This window comes from Acidiphilium acidophilum, assembly GCF_033842475.1.
In the GTDB taxonomy this organism is placed as follows: Bacteria; Pseudomonadota; Alphaproteobacteria; order Acetobacterales; family Acetobacteraceae; genus Acidiphilium; species Acidiphilium acidophilum.
On the sequence record NZ_JAWXYB010000018.1, the window covers coordinates 2,310,458 to 2,328,735 of the forward strand.

Annotated in this window: 13 protein-coding genes; 5 read left to right on the forward strand and 8 right to left on the reverse strand. The window is 66.4% G+C overall.

Annotated features, from left to right (window positions below):
* Positions 1 to 76 precede the first annotated feature (76 nt).
* The 8 genes from SIL87_RS13590 to SIL87_RS13625 form a co-directional block, all read right to left on the reverse strand.
* Positions 77 to 3,580 carry a Hint domain-containing protein gene (locus SIL87_RS13590; RefSeq protein ID WP_319614697.1) on the reverse strand — a complete coding sequence of 1,168 codons (3,504 nt, stop codon included), beginning with the start codon at positions 3,578 to 3,580 and terminating at the stop codon, positions 77 to 79.
* Positions 3,581 to 3,906: 326 nt separating this feature from the next.
* On the reverse strand, positions 3,907 to 4,740 hold the full coding sequence (locus tag SIL87_RS13595; protein ID WP_319614698.1) for a class I SAM-dependent methyltransferase: 834 nt from the start codon (positions 4,738 to 4,740) through the stop codon (positions 3,907 to 3,909).
* Positions 4,737 to 5,720, reverse strand: a complete 984-nt coding sequence (locus SIL87_RS13600; protein ID WP_319614699.1) for a ferritin-like domain-containing protein — start codon at positions 5,718 to 5,720, stop codon at positions 4,737 to 4,739. The genes SIL87_RS13595 and SIL87_RS13600 overlap by 4 nt, the downstream gene beginning before the upstream one ends.
* A gap of 84 nt (positions 5,721 to 5,804) precedes the next feature.
* A complete protein-coding gene (locus SIL87_RS13605; RefSeq protein WP_319614700.1) occupies positions 5,805 to 6,833 on the reverse strand; it encodes a WD40 repeat domain-containing protein in 1,029 nt (342 codons plus the stop codon).
* 172 nt (positions 6,834 to 7,005) lie between these two features.
* Entirely contained in the window at positions 7,006 to 8,016 is a 1,011-nt protein-coding gene (locus SIL87_RS13610) for a CobW family GTP-binding protein (RefSeq protein WP_319614701.1), read from the reverse strand.
* Positions 8,013 to 9,326, reverse strand: a complete 1,314-nt coding sequence (locus SIL87_RS13615) for an O-antigen ligase family protein (RefSeq protein ID WP_319614702.1) — start codon at positions 9,324 to 9,326, stop codon at positions 8,013 to 8,015. The genes SIL87_RS13610 and SIL87_RS13615 overlap by 4 nt, the downstream gene beginning before the upstream one ends.
* Before the next feature lie 7 nt (positions 9,327 to 9,333).
* The gene (locus tag SIL87_RS13620; protein WP_319614703.1) at positions 9,334 to 10,380 is read right to left on the reverse strand and encodes a glycosyltransferase family 4 protein; all 1,047 of its coding nucleotides are present in this window, start codon (positions 10,378 to 10,380) and stop codon (positions 9,334 to 9,336) included.
* A 29-nt stretch (positions 10,381 to 10,409) separates the two neighbouring features.
* Positions 10,410 to 12,233 carry a PHA/PHB synthase family protein gene (locus SIL87_RS13625; protein WP_319614704.1) on the reverse strand — a complete coding sequence of 608 codons (1,824 nt, stop codon included), beginning with the start codon at positions 12,231 to 12,233 and terminating at the stop codon, positions 10,410 to 10,412.
* Between the two features lie 63 nt (positions 12,234 to 12,296).
* Between SIL87_RS13625 and SIL87_RS13630 the strand changes: the two genes are divergently transcribed.
* Genes SIL87_RS13630 through recJ form a run of 5 tightly spaced genes read left to right on the forward strand, consistent with a single transcriptional unit; the run spans position 12,297 to position 18,266 of the window.
* Positions 12,297 to 12,947: an OmpA family protein gene (locus SIL87_RS13630; RefSeq protein ID WP_319614705.1), complete on the forward strand. Its 651-nt coding sequence runs from the start codon at positions 12,297 to 12,299 to the stop codon at positions 12,945 to 12,947.
* 41 nt (positions 12,948 to 12,988) lie between these two features.
* Positions 12,989 to 14,200, forward strand: a complete 1,212-nt coding sequence (locus tag SIL87_RS13635; RefSeq protein ID WP_319614706.1) for an LL-diaminopimelate aminotransferase — start codon at positions 12,989 to 12,991, stop codon at positions 14,198 to 14,200.
* Complete coding sequence (locus SIL87_RS13640; RefSeq protein WP_319614707.1) at positions 14,197 to 15,480, forward strand: homoserine dehydrogenase; 1,284 nt, start codon at positions 14,197 to 14,199, stop codon at positions 15,478 to 15,480. The genes SIL87_RS13635 and SIL87_RS13640 overlap by 4 nt, the downstream gene beginning before the upstream one ends.
* Before the next feature lie 30 nt (positions 15,481 to 15,510).
* Positions 15,511 to 16,497, forward strand: a complete 987-nt coding sequence (glpX, locus tag SIL87_RS13645) for a class II fructose-bisphosphatase (RefSeq protein WP_319614708.1) — start codon at positions 15,511 to 15,513, stop codon at positions 16,495 to 16,497.
* The gene (gene recJ, locus SIL87_RS13650) at positions 16,482 to 18,266 is read left to right on the forward strand and encodes a single-stranded-DNA-specific exonuclease RecJ (protein WP_319614709.1); all 1,785 of its coding nucleotides are present in this window, start codon (positions 16,482 to 16,484) and stop codon (positions 18,264 to 18,266) included. The genes glpX and recJ overlap by 16 nt, the downstream gene beginning before the upstream one ends.
* Positions 18,267 to 18,278 lie beyond the last annotated feature (12 nt).

Genomic DNA, 18,278 nt, shown 5'->3' on the forward strand with positions numbered 1-18,278 from the left:
ATCGCGGCGATGGCGGGGTTATAGCCGGACGGGCGGCGAAGTCAAACGAAAGGGTGGCGGCTGGCGCAGGCCCTGCTCACGCCGCCAGCACCCGCGCCGGGACCGGGGCGACCGCTTTGGCCAGTGCCGGATCGACCTGCTGCGTGCCGTATCCGGCTGCGATGAACCCCTGCCCTGCCAGTGCGGCCTGATGGAACGCCGTTTCGTTCGCGTGGAGATCGAGAATCGCCGTGGCGATCGCCCCGGCATCGTCGCCGATCAGGCGAACGAGGTCGGGCGGCAGAGCGAGGCCTTCCGCCGCGACCGGGCTCATGACACAGGGCAGACCTGCGGCGAGACTGTCCAGCACTTTGCCCTTGATCCCGGCACCGAACCGCAAGGGGGCGACCGATAGCCGGATTCCGTCGAAAAACCCGGGGAGGTCTTCGACCTGACCGCAGAGTTCGAGTTGGGGGATTCGCCCGGCCCAGCGGATCAGGCTGGAGGGGACGGCGCTGCCGGCGAGCTTCAGCTTGATATCGGGAGCTGCCTGCCAGACCAGCGGCATGATCTGGTCGATCAGCCAGTCCACCGCATCGAGGTTGGGCATGTGGCCGAAATGCCCGACGAAACCGACACCGCTGCGCGCTCCGAAACCGGCCGGGGGGCTGCCGATGGCGACCTCCCACGGCACGACCTGCACGGCAAGCTCCGGCATGGCGGCGAGCAGGATGTTCCGTTCGACCGGAGAATGGGTGATCACGGCATCGACCATGCGCATCGCCATGAAATCGCGCATGCGGAGGCTGCGGGCCTGATCGGCCAGCGCCGGCCATTGTTCCAGCGCGGCCTGGCGCGCGAGGCGCAGCCAGTGCAGATCGGCCACGGCGTAGACCAGCCTTGCGTGCGGGCAGTGGCGCCGTGCCATGCCGGCGTAAGCCTCGGCATTGGCGAGGCGATGGAGATAGATCAGGTCGTAATCGGTGCCGCCGCCGCGCAGCACGTCCTCGACCGTGCTGACGGCGGGCAGGCCGTGGACCAGGATGCCCCGGGCGGTGAGCGCCGCCGTGAGGGTCGCGTCGATGGCGGGGGTCGCGGGCACGAACTCGACCTGAAAGCCGAGGCGGCGCAGCGATGCCATATGGGAGAGGATCGCATTCGATCCGGCGTCACGCCGGGCATCGGGCAAGGTGTCGTCGATCACCAGGGCGCGACGCGATCCGTGCCGGGGGCGGGCGTTCCGGCTGGCGGGGGATGCGGCGGCCCGCATCCGGCGGCCGCGCACCGATTGCATGGCCTGGGTGAGATCGTTGAGCATGGCATCGAACTCGGTCACCGTCGCGGCTGCCGCGAGGCCGATTTCGGTGATGCGCGAGAGGGCGTCCCGCGCGTCGCCGAAGGTCGATAGCGGGGGGACGAGGACGGGCGAGCCGGTCAGTTCCTGGTGATCGCTCACCCGGCGGATATGCAATTCGTGCGGCTGGTCCGGGGCCAGGGCGATCGGCAGGGCGAGGTCGAACCCGGCGCAGCCATCGCCCAGTCCCGCATCGACGATGTCCTGACGGAACGATTGGGCGAGGAAGCGCATGATCAGGGCTTCGCCGTCGAGCAGTTCGAGCTCGACCGGTTCGGCCGGGTTCGCCTGATCGATCGCCCAGCCGGTGATGCGGTTGCGGAGCGCCTGATCGACAAAGCCGATCAGCGGGCCGGGGACCGGGGCCTGCTCGATCCCGGCACGGACGGCGATGGCGCGGCGGATGTGCTCGACCTGCAATCCGCCCTCGTGGCGCGGGGCGCAGAAGGTCCAGGACGGGCGGGAATCCTGCGGGTAGAGGGTCCGGAAGGTATCGACGTTCTGGAACAGCATGCGGCTGTCGCAATCGACGAAGCTCTCGGCTGCCGCACCTTCGGCGAAGATCACCTCGTGGGTTTCGAGCTCGATATGAACGTAGTTTACGGGGTCGATATCGTCGGCGATCAGCACACTGACGCCGTTGACGAGGGAAGCTGCCGGGATCAGCACGCCGGAGAGATAGAGTGCATGATCGGCGGACACCAGGAGGTCGCGGCGGGGAATTCCATCGGCCAGGGCGCCGGCGCGAAACCGGATCGGCCGGGTGCGGGGGTTGGCGCGGGCGGCGACACGGCTGTAGTTGCGCCGGCCGATCCATTTGATCGGCTTGAAACTGCCGTTCAGGGTCCGGACGAGGTCGCCGATTTCGAGACATTCGACCCTGACCGCGCCGATCTTGGTCTCGATCATGGTGCCCGCAAGATAGCAGGGGGCGGCGGAGAGCGCGATTTCGGTGGTGTTGCCGGCGGATGAGACCGTGAAATCGGCGGTGGTGAAGGTTCCGAGCAGATCGAGGGTTTCGGTGGTGACGCCGTTGCTCAGCACGAGGCCGGTGCCGGTGACGAAGCTGGCGCTGGTCGCGCCGAAGCCGGTGAGGTCAAGCACATCGGTGCCGCTGAAGCCGGCGATGGTCTGGCCGGCGGCGAGGCCTGCGGCATCGCCACTGAGGGTGCGTGACGCGCCGGTTGCGAAGGTGATGTCGTTGAAGCCGGTGAAGCTGGTGCCGAGGCCGGTGAGGGCCACGGCCGATGTGCCTGCGAGATCGAGCACGTCAGCCACCGTGCTGTTCGCCGCGACGGCGCCGGTGAACACCGCGCCGGCGTCGGCGATCAGGGTGGCGGCGATGCTGCCGAACACGATGGCATCGCCGGTTGCGCCGTTCGTCGCACCGATGCCACCCGCGCCGCCGCCGATTGTGCCCGCGTTCAGCAGGGTTCCGCCATCGAGATAGACGCCGGTGCCCCCGGCGCCGCCGGTGCCGGTGCGGCTCAGAACCCCGAGAATGTCGTTATAGCCGCCGGCCCCGCCGGTGCCGCCCGCGATGCTGGCCGCATTGTCGAGATAGCCGCCGCCGGAGACGATCGCGCCGGTGCCGCCGTTCCCGCCGGTGCCCGCCGCGCCGAGCGCCGAGATCAGGTTGGTTCCGCCGATGCCCCCGGTGCCGCCGAGCACGATGCCGGTGTTGCCGAAGCGATCGGCGGTGGCATCGATCACGAGGGCCGCGCCGCCGTTGCCGCCGGCACCCGGTGCGTCGTTACCCAGCAGCGACACGGCGTTGGTACCGCCCTCGCCACCCGCGCCGCCTGCGAGGGTTCCGCTATTGGTCACATCCGCAGTCGCCGCCTGACCGTAGAGGCCGATGCCGCCGGTACCGCCTGCGGTGGCACCGAGCAGGTTGAGCACGCTGACCACTTCGCTCGCGCCGGACCCACCGGCACCGCCGGCGATTGCGCCGGTACTTGCGATGGTCGCACCCGCGCCTTTCAGATCCACCCCATCCCCGCCGGTGCCACCAAGCGCGCCGCCGAGCCCGAGCAGACCCGCACTGCCTGTGCCCCCGGTACCGGCGAGGATCGAGCCGTCGTTGATAATGGAGACGGCTGTTTGACTAGACGGATCATAGAGAGCGACGGCACCGGTGCCCGTGACATCGATCGCTCCACTGCCGGTGATCGAGATCGCTCCGGTATAGGTTCCGGTGCCGAGCGTGACGGTATTGGTCACGGTGGTATTGATCACACTCGTCATTCAACGACCTCCTGAACTGCAACTTTAAATTGGTGTTTGTTGAGTCAACAATAAGAAAAACCCGTTAAAGTTGTCAATCAGTAATTTAAACAACTTCTGATCCGGTCATCGACCAAATAATTAGTGATCTAATGTTTTTACAAGGAGCGGTCGTTTCGCGACCGGAGAAGGTCAGCGCTCCCGACCACTTGAAACTACTGCCTTGATTTGGCTTGTAAATATCGCGTACGACGAGGATTAGTAACAGGTATTTTTTACACTAAATACCTTGCTACCCATTGGACTTTTAAAATAAAAAGCAACCGGAAGGTGCCCGCCTGAGTTGATCAGGAACAGTGGGCGGTGATCAGATGTATTGTGGCGCGCATTCGGGCTGATTTATCGGCGTAGCCGGGCAAGGCGTCGCGGAATGAGGCGAGCAGTTCGGCGCGGGTGGTGGCATCGGCGTCTTTTTCGTCGAGCAGGGCGCCGGCAGGGCCCATTGTGGCGGCGACCTCGGCTTCTTGATCGAGGGAGCGGCCCAACAGGGTGACGGGTTCGGCGCGCACCGTGGCGTGGGTGAAGCCGGCGCGGGCCAAGGTTTCGGTGACGAAGGCGGGATCGTCTAAGCCGAGCGGGCCGGGCGCGTGGGGGCGGCGGGGTTTGGGCGGACCAAGCCGGTCGATCGCGAGGCCGAGCGGCACCGACCAGTGCGGGTTGTCCGCGATCGGGGCCCAGGCGACGCAGACCAGCCGCGCTCCCGGTTTGAGGGCGCGGCGCAGATTGGTGAAGGCGGCGACGGGGTCTTCGAAGAACATGATGCCGAAGCGCGAGGTGAGCAGGTCGAAATTGTGGGGGAAGGCTGCGGTTGCGGCGTCGGCTTCGGTGAGGGTGGCGTTGGGGTGGCCGGCCAGTCGGATGCGCGCGATGTCGAGCATGGGTTTGGAGACATCGACCGCGACGATATGGCCGGTGGGGCCGACCGCATCGGCCAGCCGGGCGGTGGTGGTGCCGGTGCCGCAGCCGATTTCGAGGATGCGCTCGCCGGGGCGCGGCTGGGCGCGGGCGAGCAGCATGTCCTCGATGCCGGAGAGGCGGGATTCCATCGAGGCCTGGACGCGGACCCATTTCGGGCCCGCGACCTCGTTCCAGTAGTCGATCTGCCGGGAATTATCCGTCACGCGGGCTGGGCGGCGGATTTGGTCTTCCTGCTGGCGGGGACCAGTTTGAGCGCGAGGCGGACGAGGTTTGGGAAGGTGGTCGGGCGGAGGAGGCGGCGGTCGTAGCCGGAGAAGCGGCGGTCGTTTTCCTCAAGGCAGATCCGCAACAGGTCGAGCACCTTGATGTCTTCGTTGCTGACCGATTTCGAGCCGTTGACGGTGAAGTTGTTGTCCTGCGGCTTGCCTTTGCCATCGTCGATGCCGCGGGCGATGCCGATGCGCTCCCAGCCGAGGAAGGCATAGACCGCGGCGACGCGCAATTCGAACCAGGCGCGTTTGTGCAGCGGGAGGTTGGCGCGGTGCCATGCGACCCAGTTGGCGAACAGCAGGATGTGGCGGCATTCCTCCTGAATGACGGGCTCGAAGGTCTCGACCAGTTCGGCGGGGAAGAAGCCGGAGCGTTTGGCGAGTTCGAACAGGCCGAAGGCGAAGAAACTGTCGATGCATTCGGAATAGCCGGTGACCATGTAGGCCCATTCGGCGTCGCGCGGTTCGACATAGGCAGGTTCGGGGTCGAGAGGGATTTCATAGACTTCGACCAGGCGGGAGAGAACCTCCTTGTGGCGGTTTTCCTCCCAGCCGTTCAATTCGATGGTTTTGGCCATATCGGGGTCGATCGCCATGAGCTGGCGGGCGTAGGCGGCCATGCGCAGGCGGGCTTTGCCTTCGGTTTGGACCGCGATGTCCCAGATCGGCAGGGAGGTGATCTTGTTGCGGGTCTCGGGGTCGAGTTTGGGCCAGGCGAGGACCGAGGGTTTGTACGGGTTGAAGGTTTCGTGGAACATGTCGCACATCGCGCGCTTGTGCGCTTCCGAGCCGGGTTTGATCGGGCCGGGTTGCTTGCTGGTCCAGAACCTTGCGGTGCGGTCGGCGGCATCGACGGTTTCGGGGGGGATGCGCGAAAGATCGGGCATCGAAAGATCGGGGGTCGCAACGCTCATCGGAGGATCGTCCTTGTTGGCGGTTCGATTTGTTCTGCGAGAGTTTAGGCCCGTGGGCGGGATGTTCAAGCCGTGGGATGCGCGTCAGGCGCGGCTCGAAAAATCGATCACCGCGACGAAGCCGGTTTCGGTGCCGAAGCCGAGGCGCGCGCCATCCGTGCTCCAGGCCAGGGCGGAGATGGGGCCGTGGCCGGCGGCGGCGACCGGCAGGATGCGTTCGTGCGCGATATCCGCGACCACGACCATGCCATCGCCATAGCCGGCGGCGACGACGTCGTTCTGCGGGTGGCAGGCGATGCGTTTGACCAGGGAGGCGGACGCGGCGAGTTCGAGCGGGGCCTTGCCCATCGGGCCGCCGCCGAAGAACGGCCAGAGGATGATGGCCTCCGCCCCGGCGCTGGCCAGCCATTTTCCCGAACGGGTGAAGCCGAGGGATTCCGGTTTGCTCGGGTAGCCGCTCATCCGCATGTGCTGGCCGTCGGGCAGTTTCCAGCCGTGCAGGGCGTTTTCCTGCATTGCGGTCACGATGGCGTCGAGATCGGGGTGGAGGGCGACGCCGATATGGCTGCCCTTCCATTCCAGCACCTGCGGCTTGGCGTTTTCCGAACGGACGAACCAGAGCGAGGCACCGTTGTAATGCGAGGCGGCGATACGGCGGCCCTTCGCGTCGAAGGCGAGGCCGGAGACGGTGGAGGGATGCGCGAGGGTGCGCAGCGTGGTGCCTGCGGCATCGAGCAGATGGACATTTCGCCCGATCGCGGCGGCGCGGAGCGGGGCTTTGCGATCGGGCACGCTCGCGACGTGCTCGACCCATTTCATGCCGTAGCTGGCGAGGCTGACGGGACCGCTCGCGGGGTCGATGCGGCGGAGATGCCCGTCATCGCCGCCGGTCAGGAAGCCGGTGAGGTCGATATCCGGCGCGAGGGCGAGCACGACGCCGTCATGGATCGGGTGCTCGTGCCAGACCCCCGCTGCGAGGTCGCGCAGGGCAACGCGGCCATCGCCCAGAGCGACGGCGAAATGGGTGCCGGCGCGGTTGAAACAGGCGGCGGTGACGTGAGCCTCGAACTCATGGGTGGCGCCGCGCTTTTCGAGGAGTTCGTTGGGGTTCATGCGGGACAGGATGAGTTGGGGGAAAAAGAGAAGGCTTCTTTTTTGTAAAAAAGAAGCAAAAAACTTTTATTCATCTGGGTCACGGGCGGTTTCACCTGCGAGGACCAAATTAAAGGAAGTTTTTTTACTTCTTTTTTTCCAAAAAAAGAAGTACTTGCTTGCCTCATCTTGCTCACGCCGCCACGCAGCTTTCAAACCCGCGCCGCAGTTGCGGCCGGTTGAGGTCGCGGCCGATGAACACGATGCGGCTTTCGCGGTCTTCGCCGGGTTTCCAGGGGCGGATGTAATCGCCGTCGGCCATCATGTGGACGGCCTGGAAGGCGAAGCGGCGGGATTCGCCGGCGAAATCGAGGATGCCTTTGGTGCGCAGGATGTCCTGGCCTTTGGTGGCCAGGATGCCGCCGATCCAGGCGTTGAATTTTTCGGCATCTAGGGGGGTTTTGAGGGCGAGGCTGATGCTGGTCATGTGTTCGTCATGGGTGTGGGCGTCGTCGTCGAGAAAATCGGGGGTGGATTCCAGCACGCGGTCGAGGCTGAAGGCGTTGATGCCGAGGAGTTTGTCGGCTTCGATGTCGGCTTTGGTGGCGTGGTGGATCTCGGCGTAACGGTTGATGCTGCGGATCTGGGCTTCGACCGCGGCGAGTTCGTCCGGGGTGACGAGGTCGAGTTTGTTGAGGACGATGACATCGGCGAAGGCGATCTGGTCGGTGGCTTCGTGACTGTCACGCAGGCGGGCGGGCAGGTTTTTGGCATCGACCACGGTGACGATGGCATCGAGCCGGGTTTTCGATTTGACGTCCTCATCGACGAAGAAGGTCTGGGCGACCGGGGCGGGGTTGGCGAGGCCGGTGGTCTCGACGATGATGCCGTCGAATGTGCCGCGCCGCTTCATCAGCCCGTTGATGATGCGGATGAGGTCGCCGCGCACGGTGCAGCAGATGCAGCCGTTGTTCATTTCGAAGACTTCCTCGTCGGTATCGACCACGAGGTCGTTATCGACGCCGCGTTCGCCGAATTCGTTGATCACGACGGCGTAGCGCTTGCCGTGATGTTCGGTGAGGATGCGGTTGAGCAGCGTGGTCTTGCCGGCACCGAGGAAGCCGGTGAGGACGGTGACCGGGACGAGGTGGGAGGCTGCGGAGGGCACTGCGTTGGGCGCGAGGTTGGGCGCGATATCGGTCATGGGGGCGCTCCTGTCAGGATGAGGGCTTGGTTCGGGTGCTGATATAGGGATTGCGGCTCGGGCGGGCCAGATTGGAGCCGTGCGGGGTCGAAAGCGAGGCCGAGGCCGAGCATGACGAAGAGCCAGCCGGCCATTGGCAGGACCGCGAAATTATCGGTCGAGGCGAGCGGCCAGGCATAGGTGAGGACGCCGATGAAGGCCCCGAGTTTCATGGGTTGGCGGAGCATGCCGCGCGCGAGGGTGAGGAGCCAGGCGAGGTTGAGGGCGGCGAACAGGACGAGACCGCCCAATCCAGCATCGATCGCGGCCTGGAGGTAGAAATTATGCGGGTGGATGTTGCAGGCGCCGCGAGCGAGGTTGGTCGGGCCGATGCCCATCGCCGGGAGCCCGGCGTCGAATTTCGGCTCGGGGCAGAAATAGAGGAAGCCGTTGAAGCCGTAGCCGTGCCAGGGCGAATGTTCGATCATGACGGTGGCGCGGGTGTAGAGTTCGCCATAGGGGCTTTTGGCGAAATGGCGGATCTGGATGCTGGTTTCACCAACCAGCTTGTCGAAGCTCGGCGGGGAGACGATTTTGAGGGCCGGGATTGCCAGGATGACCAGAATGCCGAGTGCAATGGCGGGAAGTCGCACCGGGCGGAATGCGAGGGCGGTGACGGCGAGGCCGAGGCCGGCGAGCAGGAAGGGCATGCGCTGGCCGATGATCAGGGCGGTGGCGAAGCCGATGATCGCAAGGGCGGCGGCGGCGAGTTTGGGGACGGTGCCGCGCCGGGCGATCAGGGCGGCCACGATCGGCAGCGCGGTGAGGAACAGGAGGTGGGTGTAGGGCGGGCCGGCGCGCGGGGCCCAGAACGGGCCGGTGAGCGAGCCATCGGCCCAGCGATGATCGCCGAAGATGTTGACGCCGAAAGTTTCCTGCTGCCAGCATTCGAGCAGAATCCAGGCCTCCGACGCTGCGATGACCAGCCAGAACCACCAGCGGTTTCGGGGGGAATCGAGGACGAAGCCGGCCAGTGCGGCAGGCAGCAGCAGCAGGCGGATCAGGACCGCCGCCTGGGCGAAGGATTTCCAGCCGCCGGGGCCGAGGCCGAGGGCGGGGATCGGCAGGGAGCAGATCATTTCGGCCGCCCACCACGCGAGCGCGATGAGGAACCAGGGCTGGCGCGCCCAGGCCCAATTGCGGGTGCGGGCGGAGGTGACGAGGAAGGCGATGTCGATGATGGCGATCGCGAATTCCGCACCCGCCCGCGCGTAGAGCAGGCAGATCGGCAGGATCAGGGCTGCCGCGAGGGCAAGGCGTTTGGCAAGCATGGCGTGGTCATACCGGCGTTTCAGCGTCGCGCAACTCCTGCAGCAGGGCGGCGATGCGGGGTGTGTCGAACTTCAGCGCGCGGGTGCGGCCTGCGGCTGCGAGGTTCGTGCGGCGGGGTTCATCGCGGGCGAGGCTGGTGATGGCGGCGACGAGGGCGGGGATATCGCCCGGCGGGGTGAGCAGGCCGGCGGAACCGGTCACTTCCGGCAGGCCGCCGATATTCGAGGCGATCAGGGCCGCGCCGCTCGCCATCGCTTCCAGCGCGGTGAGACCGAACGGTTCCGCCCAGCGTGACGGGACGACCACGATCGCGGCCTGTGCCATTGCGGTGAGCACATCGGCGTGGGGCCGGTATCCGTCGAACCGCACCCCGGCGGCGGCAGCGGCGTGGCGCATCGCGCTGACATAGGCGGTTTCCGGGCTCGCGGGGCCGAAGCGGTCGCCGCCGATGATCCGGACCGACCAGCCCGGCAGGGTGGGCAGGGCGATCGCGCAGGCGGCGATGAAATCGGCGACGCCCTTGGGTTCGACGATCCGCCCGGCGAACAGGATTTCGGGGCGGCGCGGGAGGGTGGTTTCGGGGAGTTCGGCGAGGGTGAGCGGGTTGGGCAGGATGGCGAGACGGGTTGTGTCCGCGAGGCTGGCGGCATAGCGATCGCGCAGGAACGCCGAGACGCAGATCACCCGGTGCAGGCGGGCGAGGGTTCGGCGCCTTTGGCGTGGGGATCGCAGGCCGCGCATGGTTTTGGGATCGTTGTGCAGGACCAGCATGACGCGGGCATCGGGCATCAGCCGCGCGAGGATGAGGGCGAGGCGCGGTTGCTGGTGGACTTCGATGACCGAGGGGCTTGAGCGGCGCACACAGGCGATGACGCCGAGCGCGTAGCCGAGCGTGCCGCGGGCGCGGACGGGGGCGTAGGCGATGCCGGAAAAGACTGGGGTGAGGGCCGCGCCGATCACCACGGCATCGGCGGCGAGGGCGAGGCGGCGCACCACCATCGCGATCGCCCCGGCGCGATCGGGGGCGAAACCTTCACGCGCAGGCAGCACCATCGCGATGCCGCCCCGCCGGTATCCGCCATTCACGCAGAGCGGACTTTGACGTAATCGCCCGGGGCATCGCCCAGAACCGGCAATTTGCCGTCGCCGGGGATGCGGGGTTTCACGGTGGATCTGCCGCGCGGCTTTTCGTGGCTGGTGATCCAGCGCTGCCAGTCCGGCCACCAGGACCCGGCGACTTCGGTGGCACCCTCCATCCAGGACTGGGGATCGGGCGGGAGCGCATCGTTCACGAAATGATTGTATTTGCCGCTGGAGGGCGGGTTGACCACGCCGGCGACGTGGCCGGAGGCGGCGAGGACGAAGCGGTTGGGGCCGGCAAGGATCTGGGTGGCTTTGTAGGTGCTGGCCCAGGGCGCGATGTGATCTTCGCGGCAGGAGAGGAAATAGGCGGGGATGGTGATCCGGCCCAGATCGACCGGGGTGCCGCCGAGTTCGAGCGCGCAGGGCTCGATCAGGCGGTTCTGCTGGTACATATTGCGAAGGTAGAATGAGTGCATCGCGGCGGGCATCCGGGTCGAATCCGAATTCCAGTACAGGAGATCGAAGGGGAAACTGTCGTTGCCGAGGAGGTAGTTGTTGACGACGAACCCCCAGATCAGGTCGTTGGCGCGGAGCATGTTGAAGGTGGTCGCCATGTCCGCGCCATCGAGATAGCCTTGGCGGTTCATTTTTTCCTCGATCGCGGCGAGTTGTTCCTCGTCGATGAAGACGCCGAGTTCGCCGACATCCGCGAAGTCGGTGAGGGTGACGAGGAAGGTGGCGGCGCGGATGCGGTGATCCTCGCGCGCGGCCATGACCGCGAGGGTCGCGGCGAGGAGCGTGCCGCCGAGGCAATAGCCGATGGCATTGACCTCGCGCTCGCCGGTTGCGGCTTCGATCGCCTCAAGGGCGGCGAAAACGCCGTCGTTCATATAGTCGGCGAAATCCTTGGCGGCGAGGTGTTCATCGGGGTTGACCCAGCTTGCGACGAACACGGTGTGGCCCTGCTCGACCGCCCAGCGGATGAAGCTGTTTTTCGGGCGGAGATCGAGGATGTAGAATTTGTTGATCCATGGCGGGAAGATCACCAGCGGCGTCCTGAGCACGGATCTGGTGGTGGGGATGTATTGGATGAGTTCCATCAGATCGTTGCGGAACACCACTTTCCCGGGGGTGACCGCGATATTGCCGCCGACGGTGAAGGCATCCGCGTTGGTCATGCTGATATGCAGCCTCCCCTGCCCGGCTTCGAGGTCGCGCAGCAGGTTGTTGAGGCCGCGCAGGAGGTTTTCGCCCCCGGTCTCGACGGTTTTCCGGAGCACCTGCGGGTTGGTCAGGGCGAAATTCGAGGGGCTCATCGCGTCGATGAACTGGCGGGAATAGAAATCGACTTTCTGCGCGGTTTTCGCATCCAGCCCGTCCACGCGCGTGACCACGTCCTGCACGAACCGGGCGGAGAGCAGGTAGCTCTGGCGGATGAAGTCGAAGACCTCGCTGGTTTTCCAGCCTTCGTCGGCGAAGCGCTTGTCGCGCGGGTCGGGCGGGACCACCGGGCTGGTCTCGATGCCCATCAGGCGGCGGGCCGAATGCTGCCAGAGCGTGGTGTAATCCTGCCAGAAGCCCATCTGGGCCTCGATCAGCCTCGCCGGGTTGGCGGCGAGGCGGGCGGCCATTTCCATGAAGGCGCTGCCGATGTTGAGCGGGTCGAACACCGGGCTGTCCGGGGCGGGGTTGGCGGATTGGCGCTGGAGCCATTCGCCGACGAGCCGCTGCGCACGGGTGCCGATATCGGCCATGGTGCGGGCATAGACCGCGGGATCGGGCCGCTCGGGCCGCGTGGGGTCACGATTTTCCTGATCGGCCATGGACACTCCTTCCGGCTCCGTGATCCAGGCGCTAGAGAGGAGCCGGACGGACGAGGAGCCGATGTGATCTATAGCGAAGTTTTGCCCAAGGCTGAAATGCGCGCCCGGTATCGCCGTCTGGCGCTGCGGATGGCGCCGATGCTGGCCCTGCTGGCGAGTTCGGGGTGTGCGACGATCAACCCGATCAAGGCGTTCCACGAGTACGAGGGCGGGGCGATCAGCAAGAATCCGCCGCCGCCGCCGGGGTTGAACCGGCCGTCACCCAACCTCGCCTCGGTGCCGCCGAAGCCCAAGCCGATTGCGCCGGAACTTCAGCGCAGCATCCGCGCCCAGCTTGAGGCGGCCAATCACAGGCAGAATGCGTTGGCTGCGCCTGCGGGCGGCGTGGCGCCGAAGCCGAAGCCTGTGGCGGTGCCGCTGGTCGAGCAGCCGCCCGTGCCGGTTGCCTTCGTGCCGGGGCGGGCGATTGTTTCGCGGCACGATCGGGCGGCGCTGGCGGTGCTGGTTGCCAAGCGGGGGGCGTTGCCGATCGCCGCGATCGGTTTCGCGCCGGTGCGGACAGCGGCGGGGCTGCATCTCGCGCTGAGGCGGGCCACCGCGATCGCGAATACCCTCACCGTGCTGGGGGTACCGGCTTCGGCCATCCGCATCGAGGCGCTCGCCATGGGTCGCGGAGGGGCGGCACAACTGCTATACGGCGAGACAACGAAATAAACTTTCAACTCCAGCCGCGCCCGCCCGCATCAGGACCGACCATGACCGAGGAATTTCACCGTATTCGCCGCCTGCCGCCCTATGTGTTCGCGGAGGTCAATCAGGCCAAGGCGGCGGCGCGCAACCGGCGCGAAGACATCATCGATCTCGGCATGGGCAACCCTGACAGCGCGACGCCGCCGCATATCGTTGCGAAGCTGATCGAAACCGTCGCCGATCCGCGCAGCCACCGTTATTCGACCAGCAAGGGCATTCCCGGTCTGCGCCGCGCTCTGGCCGGGTATTACGACCGCCGGTTCGGCGTGAAGCTGAACCCCGATACCGAGGTGATCGCCACCCTGGGCTCGAAGGAGGGTCTGGCCAATCTGGCCAACGCCATCACCTCGCCGGGCGATACGATTCTGGTGCCGAACCCGTCCTACCCGATCCATCAGTTCGGCTTCATCATTGCCGGGGCCTCGGTGCGCTCGGTGCCGGCGACGCCGGATGAGACCATGCTCCATGCGCTGGAGCGGGCGGTGAAGCATTCGGTGCCGAAACCGACCGCGCTGATCGTGAATTTTCCGTCCAACCCCACCGCCTATCTCGCGACGCTCGATTTCTACAAGGATATCGTGGCCTTCGCGCGCAAGCACGAGATCTTTATCCTGTCCGATCTTGCCTATGCCGAGATCTATTTCGAGGGCGAGCCGCCGCCCTCGGTGTTGCAGATCGACGGGGCGAAGGAGTTCACGGTAGAATTCACCTCTATGTCGAAGACCTATTCGATGCCGGGCTGGCGGATGGGGTTTGCGGCGGGCAATCCGCGCCTGATTTCCGCGCTGGCACGGATGAAATCCTATCTTGATTACGGGGCGTTCACCCCAATTCAGGTGGCGGCGACGGCGGCGTTGAACGGACCGCAGGATTGCGTCGATCAGATGCGCGTTCTGTACAAGGAGCGGCGGGACGTTCTCATCAAGGGTCTTGCGCAGGCCGGGTGGGACGTGCCGAGCCCGGCGGGGTCGATGTTCGCCTGGGCGCCGATTCCGGCGCGCTATGCTCATCTCGGTTCGGTCGATTTTTCGAAACTGCTGCTGGAACGCGCCAAGGTCGCGGTGGCACCGGGGATCGGGTTCGGCGAGCATGGCGATGGTCATGTACGGATCGCACTGGTCGAGAACACGCATCGGCTGCGGCAGGCGGTGCGCAATATTCGCGGGTTCATGGCGCCGGGCAACATCGATGCCGCCGCGGAGCCCGAGACGGTATGAAGGATGGGCTGTCGGTCGGAATCGCCGGTCTCGGGACGGTCGGGGCCGGGGTGCTGCGCCTGTTGCGCGACAATGCGGATCTGATCGCGGCACGCGCGGGCTGCAGGATTACAGTGGTTGCCGTGGCGGCGCGGGACCGGGCGCGGGACCGGGGTGTTTCGCTCGACGGGTTGCGCTGGCACGACGATGCGGTGGCGCTGGCGGCGGATGCTGCGGTTGATGTCGTTGTCGAGTTGATCGGCGGGTCGGACGGGACGGCACACGAACTGGTGATGGCGGCGCTGGAGGCGGGCAAGCCGGTGGTGACCGCGAACAAGGCGCTGATTGCGGTGCGCGGGGATGAGATCACCGCGCGGGAGGGGGCATCGGTGCGGTTCGAGGCCGCCGTGGCGGGCGGGATTCCGGTGATCAAGGCGCTGCGCGAAGGGCTGGCGGCCAACCGGATCGGCGGCATCGCCGGGATTTTCAATGGAACCTGCAACTATATTCTGAGCCGGATGCAGGCCGAGCGGCTCGATTTTGCGACCGTGCTGGCGGATGCGCAGGCGCAGGGCTACGCCGAGGCTGATCCGTCCTTCGATATTGACGGGATCGACACCGCCCATAAGCTCGCAATTCTCGCGGCGATCGCGTTTGGCCGGCCGGTGGCGTTCGGTTCCGTTCATGTCGAGGGCATCCGGGGGATCAGCGCGCTGGATATCGGGTTTGCCGCCGAACTCGGCTACCGGATCAAGCTGCTCGGCATTGCGCGGGCAACCGAAGCGGGGGTCGAGACGCGGGTGCATCCCGCGATGGTGCCGCTGGCATCGCCGCTGGCGCGGGTCGATGGCGTGCATAACGCAGTGGTGATCGATGCCGATCCGGTCGGGCAGGTGGTGTTGCAGGGGCGCGGTGCCGGTGCCGGACCTACGGCGTCTGCCGTGGTTGCCGATCTGATCGATCTGGCGCGGGGGCGCGCGGCCCCGATGCTGGGCGTGCCGCATGAGGCGCGCGTGGCCGCGCCGTCGGTGCCGATGTGGGCCCATCGCGGGGCCTATTTCCTGCGGCTGATGGTGGTGGACGAACCGGGCGTGATCGCCGATGTCACCGCCGTGCTGCGCGATTATGGAATTTCACTGGAGTCGATGCTCCAGCATGGCCGCAGCCCCGGCGATGCGGTGGCGGTGGTGATGGTGACGCATGAGACCGGCGAGGCGGCGATGACCGCCGCTCTCGCCCGGCTCGCGACCCTCCCCGCCGTGCAGGAACCGCCTGCGCTGATCCGTATCGAGATCGCTTGACCCAATCATCAACCTGAGGAAACCCCACGCATGACCGTCGACAAAAGTCCGAGCCTGTCCGACCGCAACCTTGCTCTCGAACTGGTGCGCGTCACCGAGGCGGCGGCGCTTGCCGCTTCGATCTGGATCGGGCGGGGCGACAAGAACAGCGCCGATGGCGCGGCGGTCGGCGCCATGCGCAAGGCGTTCAACGCGGTGGCGATCAACGGGCTCGTGGTGATCGGCGAGGGCGAGATGGACGAGGCGCCGATGCTGTATATCGGCGAGAAGGTCGGTGCCGGCGGGCCGGACATGGATATCGCGGTCGATCCGCTCGAAGGCACCTATGTCACCGCCAAGGGCGCGCCGAATGCGATTGCGGTGATCGCGCTCGCGGAGCGGGGCAATTTTCTGCATGCCCCTGACATTTATATGGACAAGATCGCGGTCGGGCCGGGGCTGCCGGAGGGCGTGGTTTCGCTCGACGCCTCGGTTCATGAAAATCTGCGCAATCTCGCACGGGCGAAGAAATGCGATGTGTCCGACCTGATGGTCTGCACCCTCGATCGCGACCGGCATGAGGAGAAGATCGCTTATTGCCGGGAGGCCGGGGCGCGGATCAGCCTGATCGGGGATGGCGATGTCTCCGGGTTGATCGCGGTGTCGCAGCCTGAGGCCGGGATCGATCTGTTCATCGGGTCGGGCGGGGCGCCGGAGGGCGTGTTATCGGCGGCGGCGCTGCGCTGCATCGGCGGGCAGATGCAGGGGCGGCTGCTTTATGAAGACGACGCGCAGATCGAGCGGGCGCGCGGCATGGGCATTACCGATCCGAACCGGATTTATACCGTGTCCGAAATGGCGCGGGGCAATGTGATGTTCGCGGCAACCGGCGTGACATCGGGGCCGATGCTGCGCGGTGTGCGGCGCTCGGGCAGCGGGGCGGTGACCCATTCGACGGTGATGCGCTCGAAATCGGGCACGGTGCGCTATATCGAGGCGCATCATAATTTCGAAACCAAGCAGTGGATCGGGTCGTAACCACCGGCGAGGCGGCTTACGGCGTCGAGCGGAGCCTGACCGGGCGGCGCTGGGTCTGGACGCCGGCGGAGGAACGGATCGGCCAAGCGATCGCGCAGCGGTTGGGGGTGGCGGATCTCATAGGGCGGTTGATCGCGTCGCGGGGCGTGACCGTCGAGCGGGCGGCGGATTTTCTTGATCCGACGCTGCGCGCGTGGCTGCCCGATCCTTCGGTGCTGACCGATATGGATATCGCCGCCGAGCGGTTGGCCGATGCGGTTCAACGGGGCGAGACCGTGGCGATTTTCGGCGATTACGACGTCGATGGGGCCTGCAGCGGCGCGATCATGGCGCTCGGCCTCGGAGCGCTCGGGGTTCGCACGATCAATTACGTGCCCGATCGGATCCGCGAAGGGTATGGGCCGAATGCCGTCGCGTTGCGGGCGCTGGCTGATCGGGGGGCGCATCTCGTCGTCTGCGTCGATTGCGGGGCGACCGCGCACGATGCGCTCGCGGCACTCGAAGGTATCGCCGACGCGATCGTGCTGGATCACCACAAGCTCGATGGGCCCCCTCCCCGCATTATCGCGACCGTCAATCCCAACCGGCTCGATGACCGCTCCGGGTTGAACGATGTGTGTGCCGCGACCATCGCGTTTCTCACGTTGGTCGGCACCCAGCGGGTGTTGCGCCGGCGCGGCTTTTTTGCGACCCGCGCGGAACTCGACCTGATGGCGCTGCTCGACCTCGTCGCCCTCGCCACGGTCTGCGACGTGATGCCGCTCGCGGGTCTCAACCGGGCGCTGGTGACCCAGGGCTTAAAGATCATGGCGCGGCGGGCGCGGCCCGGGATTGCCGCTCTGCTGGAGGTGGCCGGCGTGGTTGAACCACCTGGGGCGATGACCTGCGGTTTCGCGCTCGGCCCCCGCATCAACGCCGCCGGGCGGATCGATCAGTCCGATCTCGGGCTGCAGGCGCTGCTTGCTGAGGAACCGGGCATCGCGACCGAACGCGCCCGGCAACTCGACGACATCAACCGCCAGCGTCAGGAAGTCGAGGCCGGACTGCTCGATGAGGCGATGCGCATTGCCGAGGCCCAGTTCGCATCCGGTGCCGCCGTCGCTGTGGTGAGCGGGGCGGATTGGCACCCTGGCGTGGTCGGCATCGTTGCGGGGCGGATCAAGGAGGCGTTCAACCGCCCTGCTTTGGTCGCCGGGATCAGCCAGGGCCGGGCGACCGGTTCGGGACGGTCGATCACCGGCATCGATCTCGGCAGCGCGATCATCGCGGCACGTGAAGCGGGGCTGCTGATCAAGGGCGGCGGTCACGCCATGGCGGCCGGTTTCACGCTGGATGCGGCTCGGCTCGGCGAATTGCACGACTTCCTGTGCCTTCGGCTCGCGGCGGCGACCCTGCTGCCCGCCGCCCCGGTGCTCGCGGTTGATGGCATTGTCGCGGTTGGAAACGTTACCGAGGCCCTTGCCTGCGAAATTGCCCGGCTCGGCCCGTTCGGCGCGGGCAATCCCGAACCGCTTTTCGCGATCCCGCATGCCCGGATCGTCATGGCCGACCGGATCGGGCGAACCGGTACGACGATCCGCGCCTATGTCGACGGCGAAGCGGGTGGACGGCTCAAAACCATCCTGTTTCGAGCCAAGGACGAGGCTTTGAGCGACGCCATGCTGACCAAGGGTGGCCCGCCGCTCCACCTCGTCGGCCATATTCGCGCCGAACGCTGGAACGGGCGCGTGACTACCAGCCTGATCGTGCAGGATGCCGCCCCCGCTTGACCGGTCCAGCCG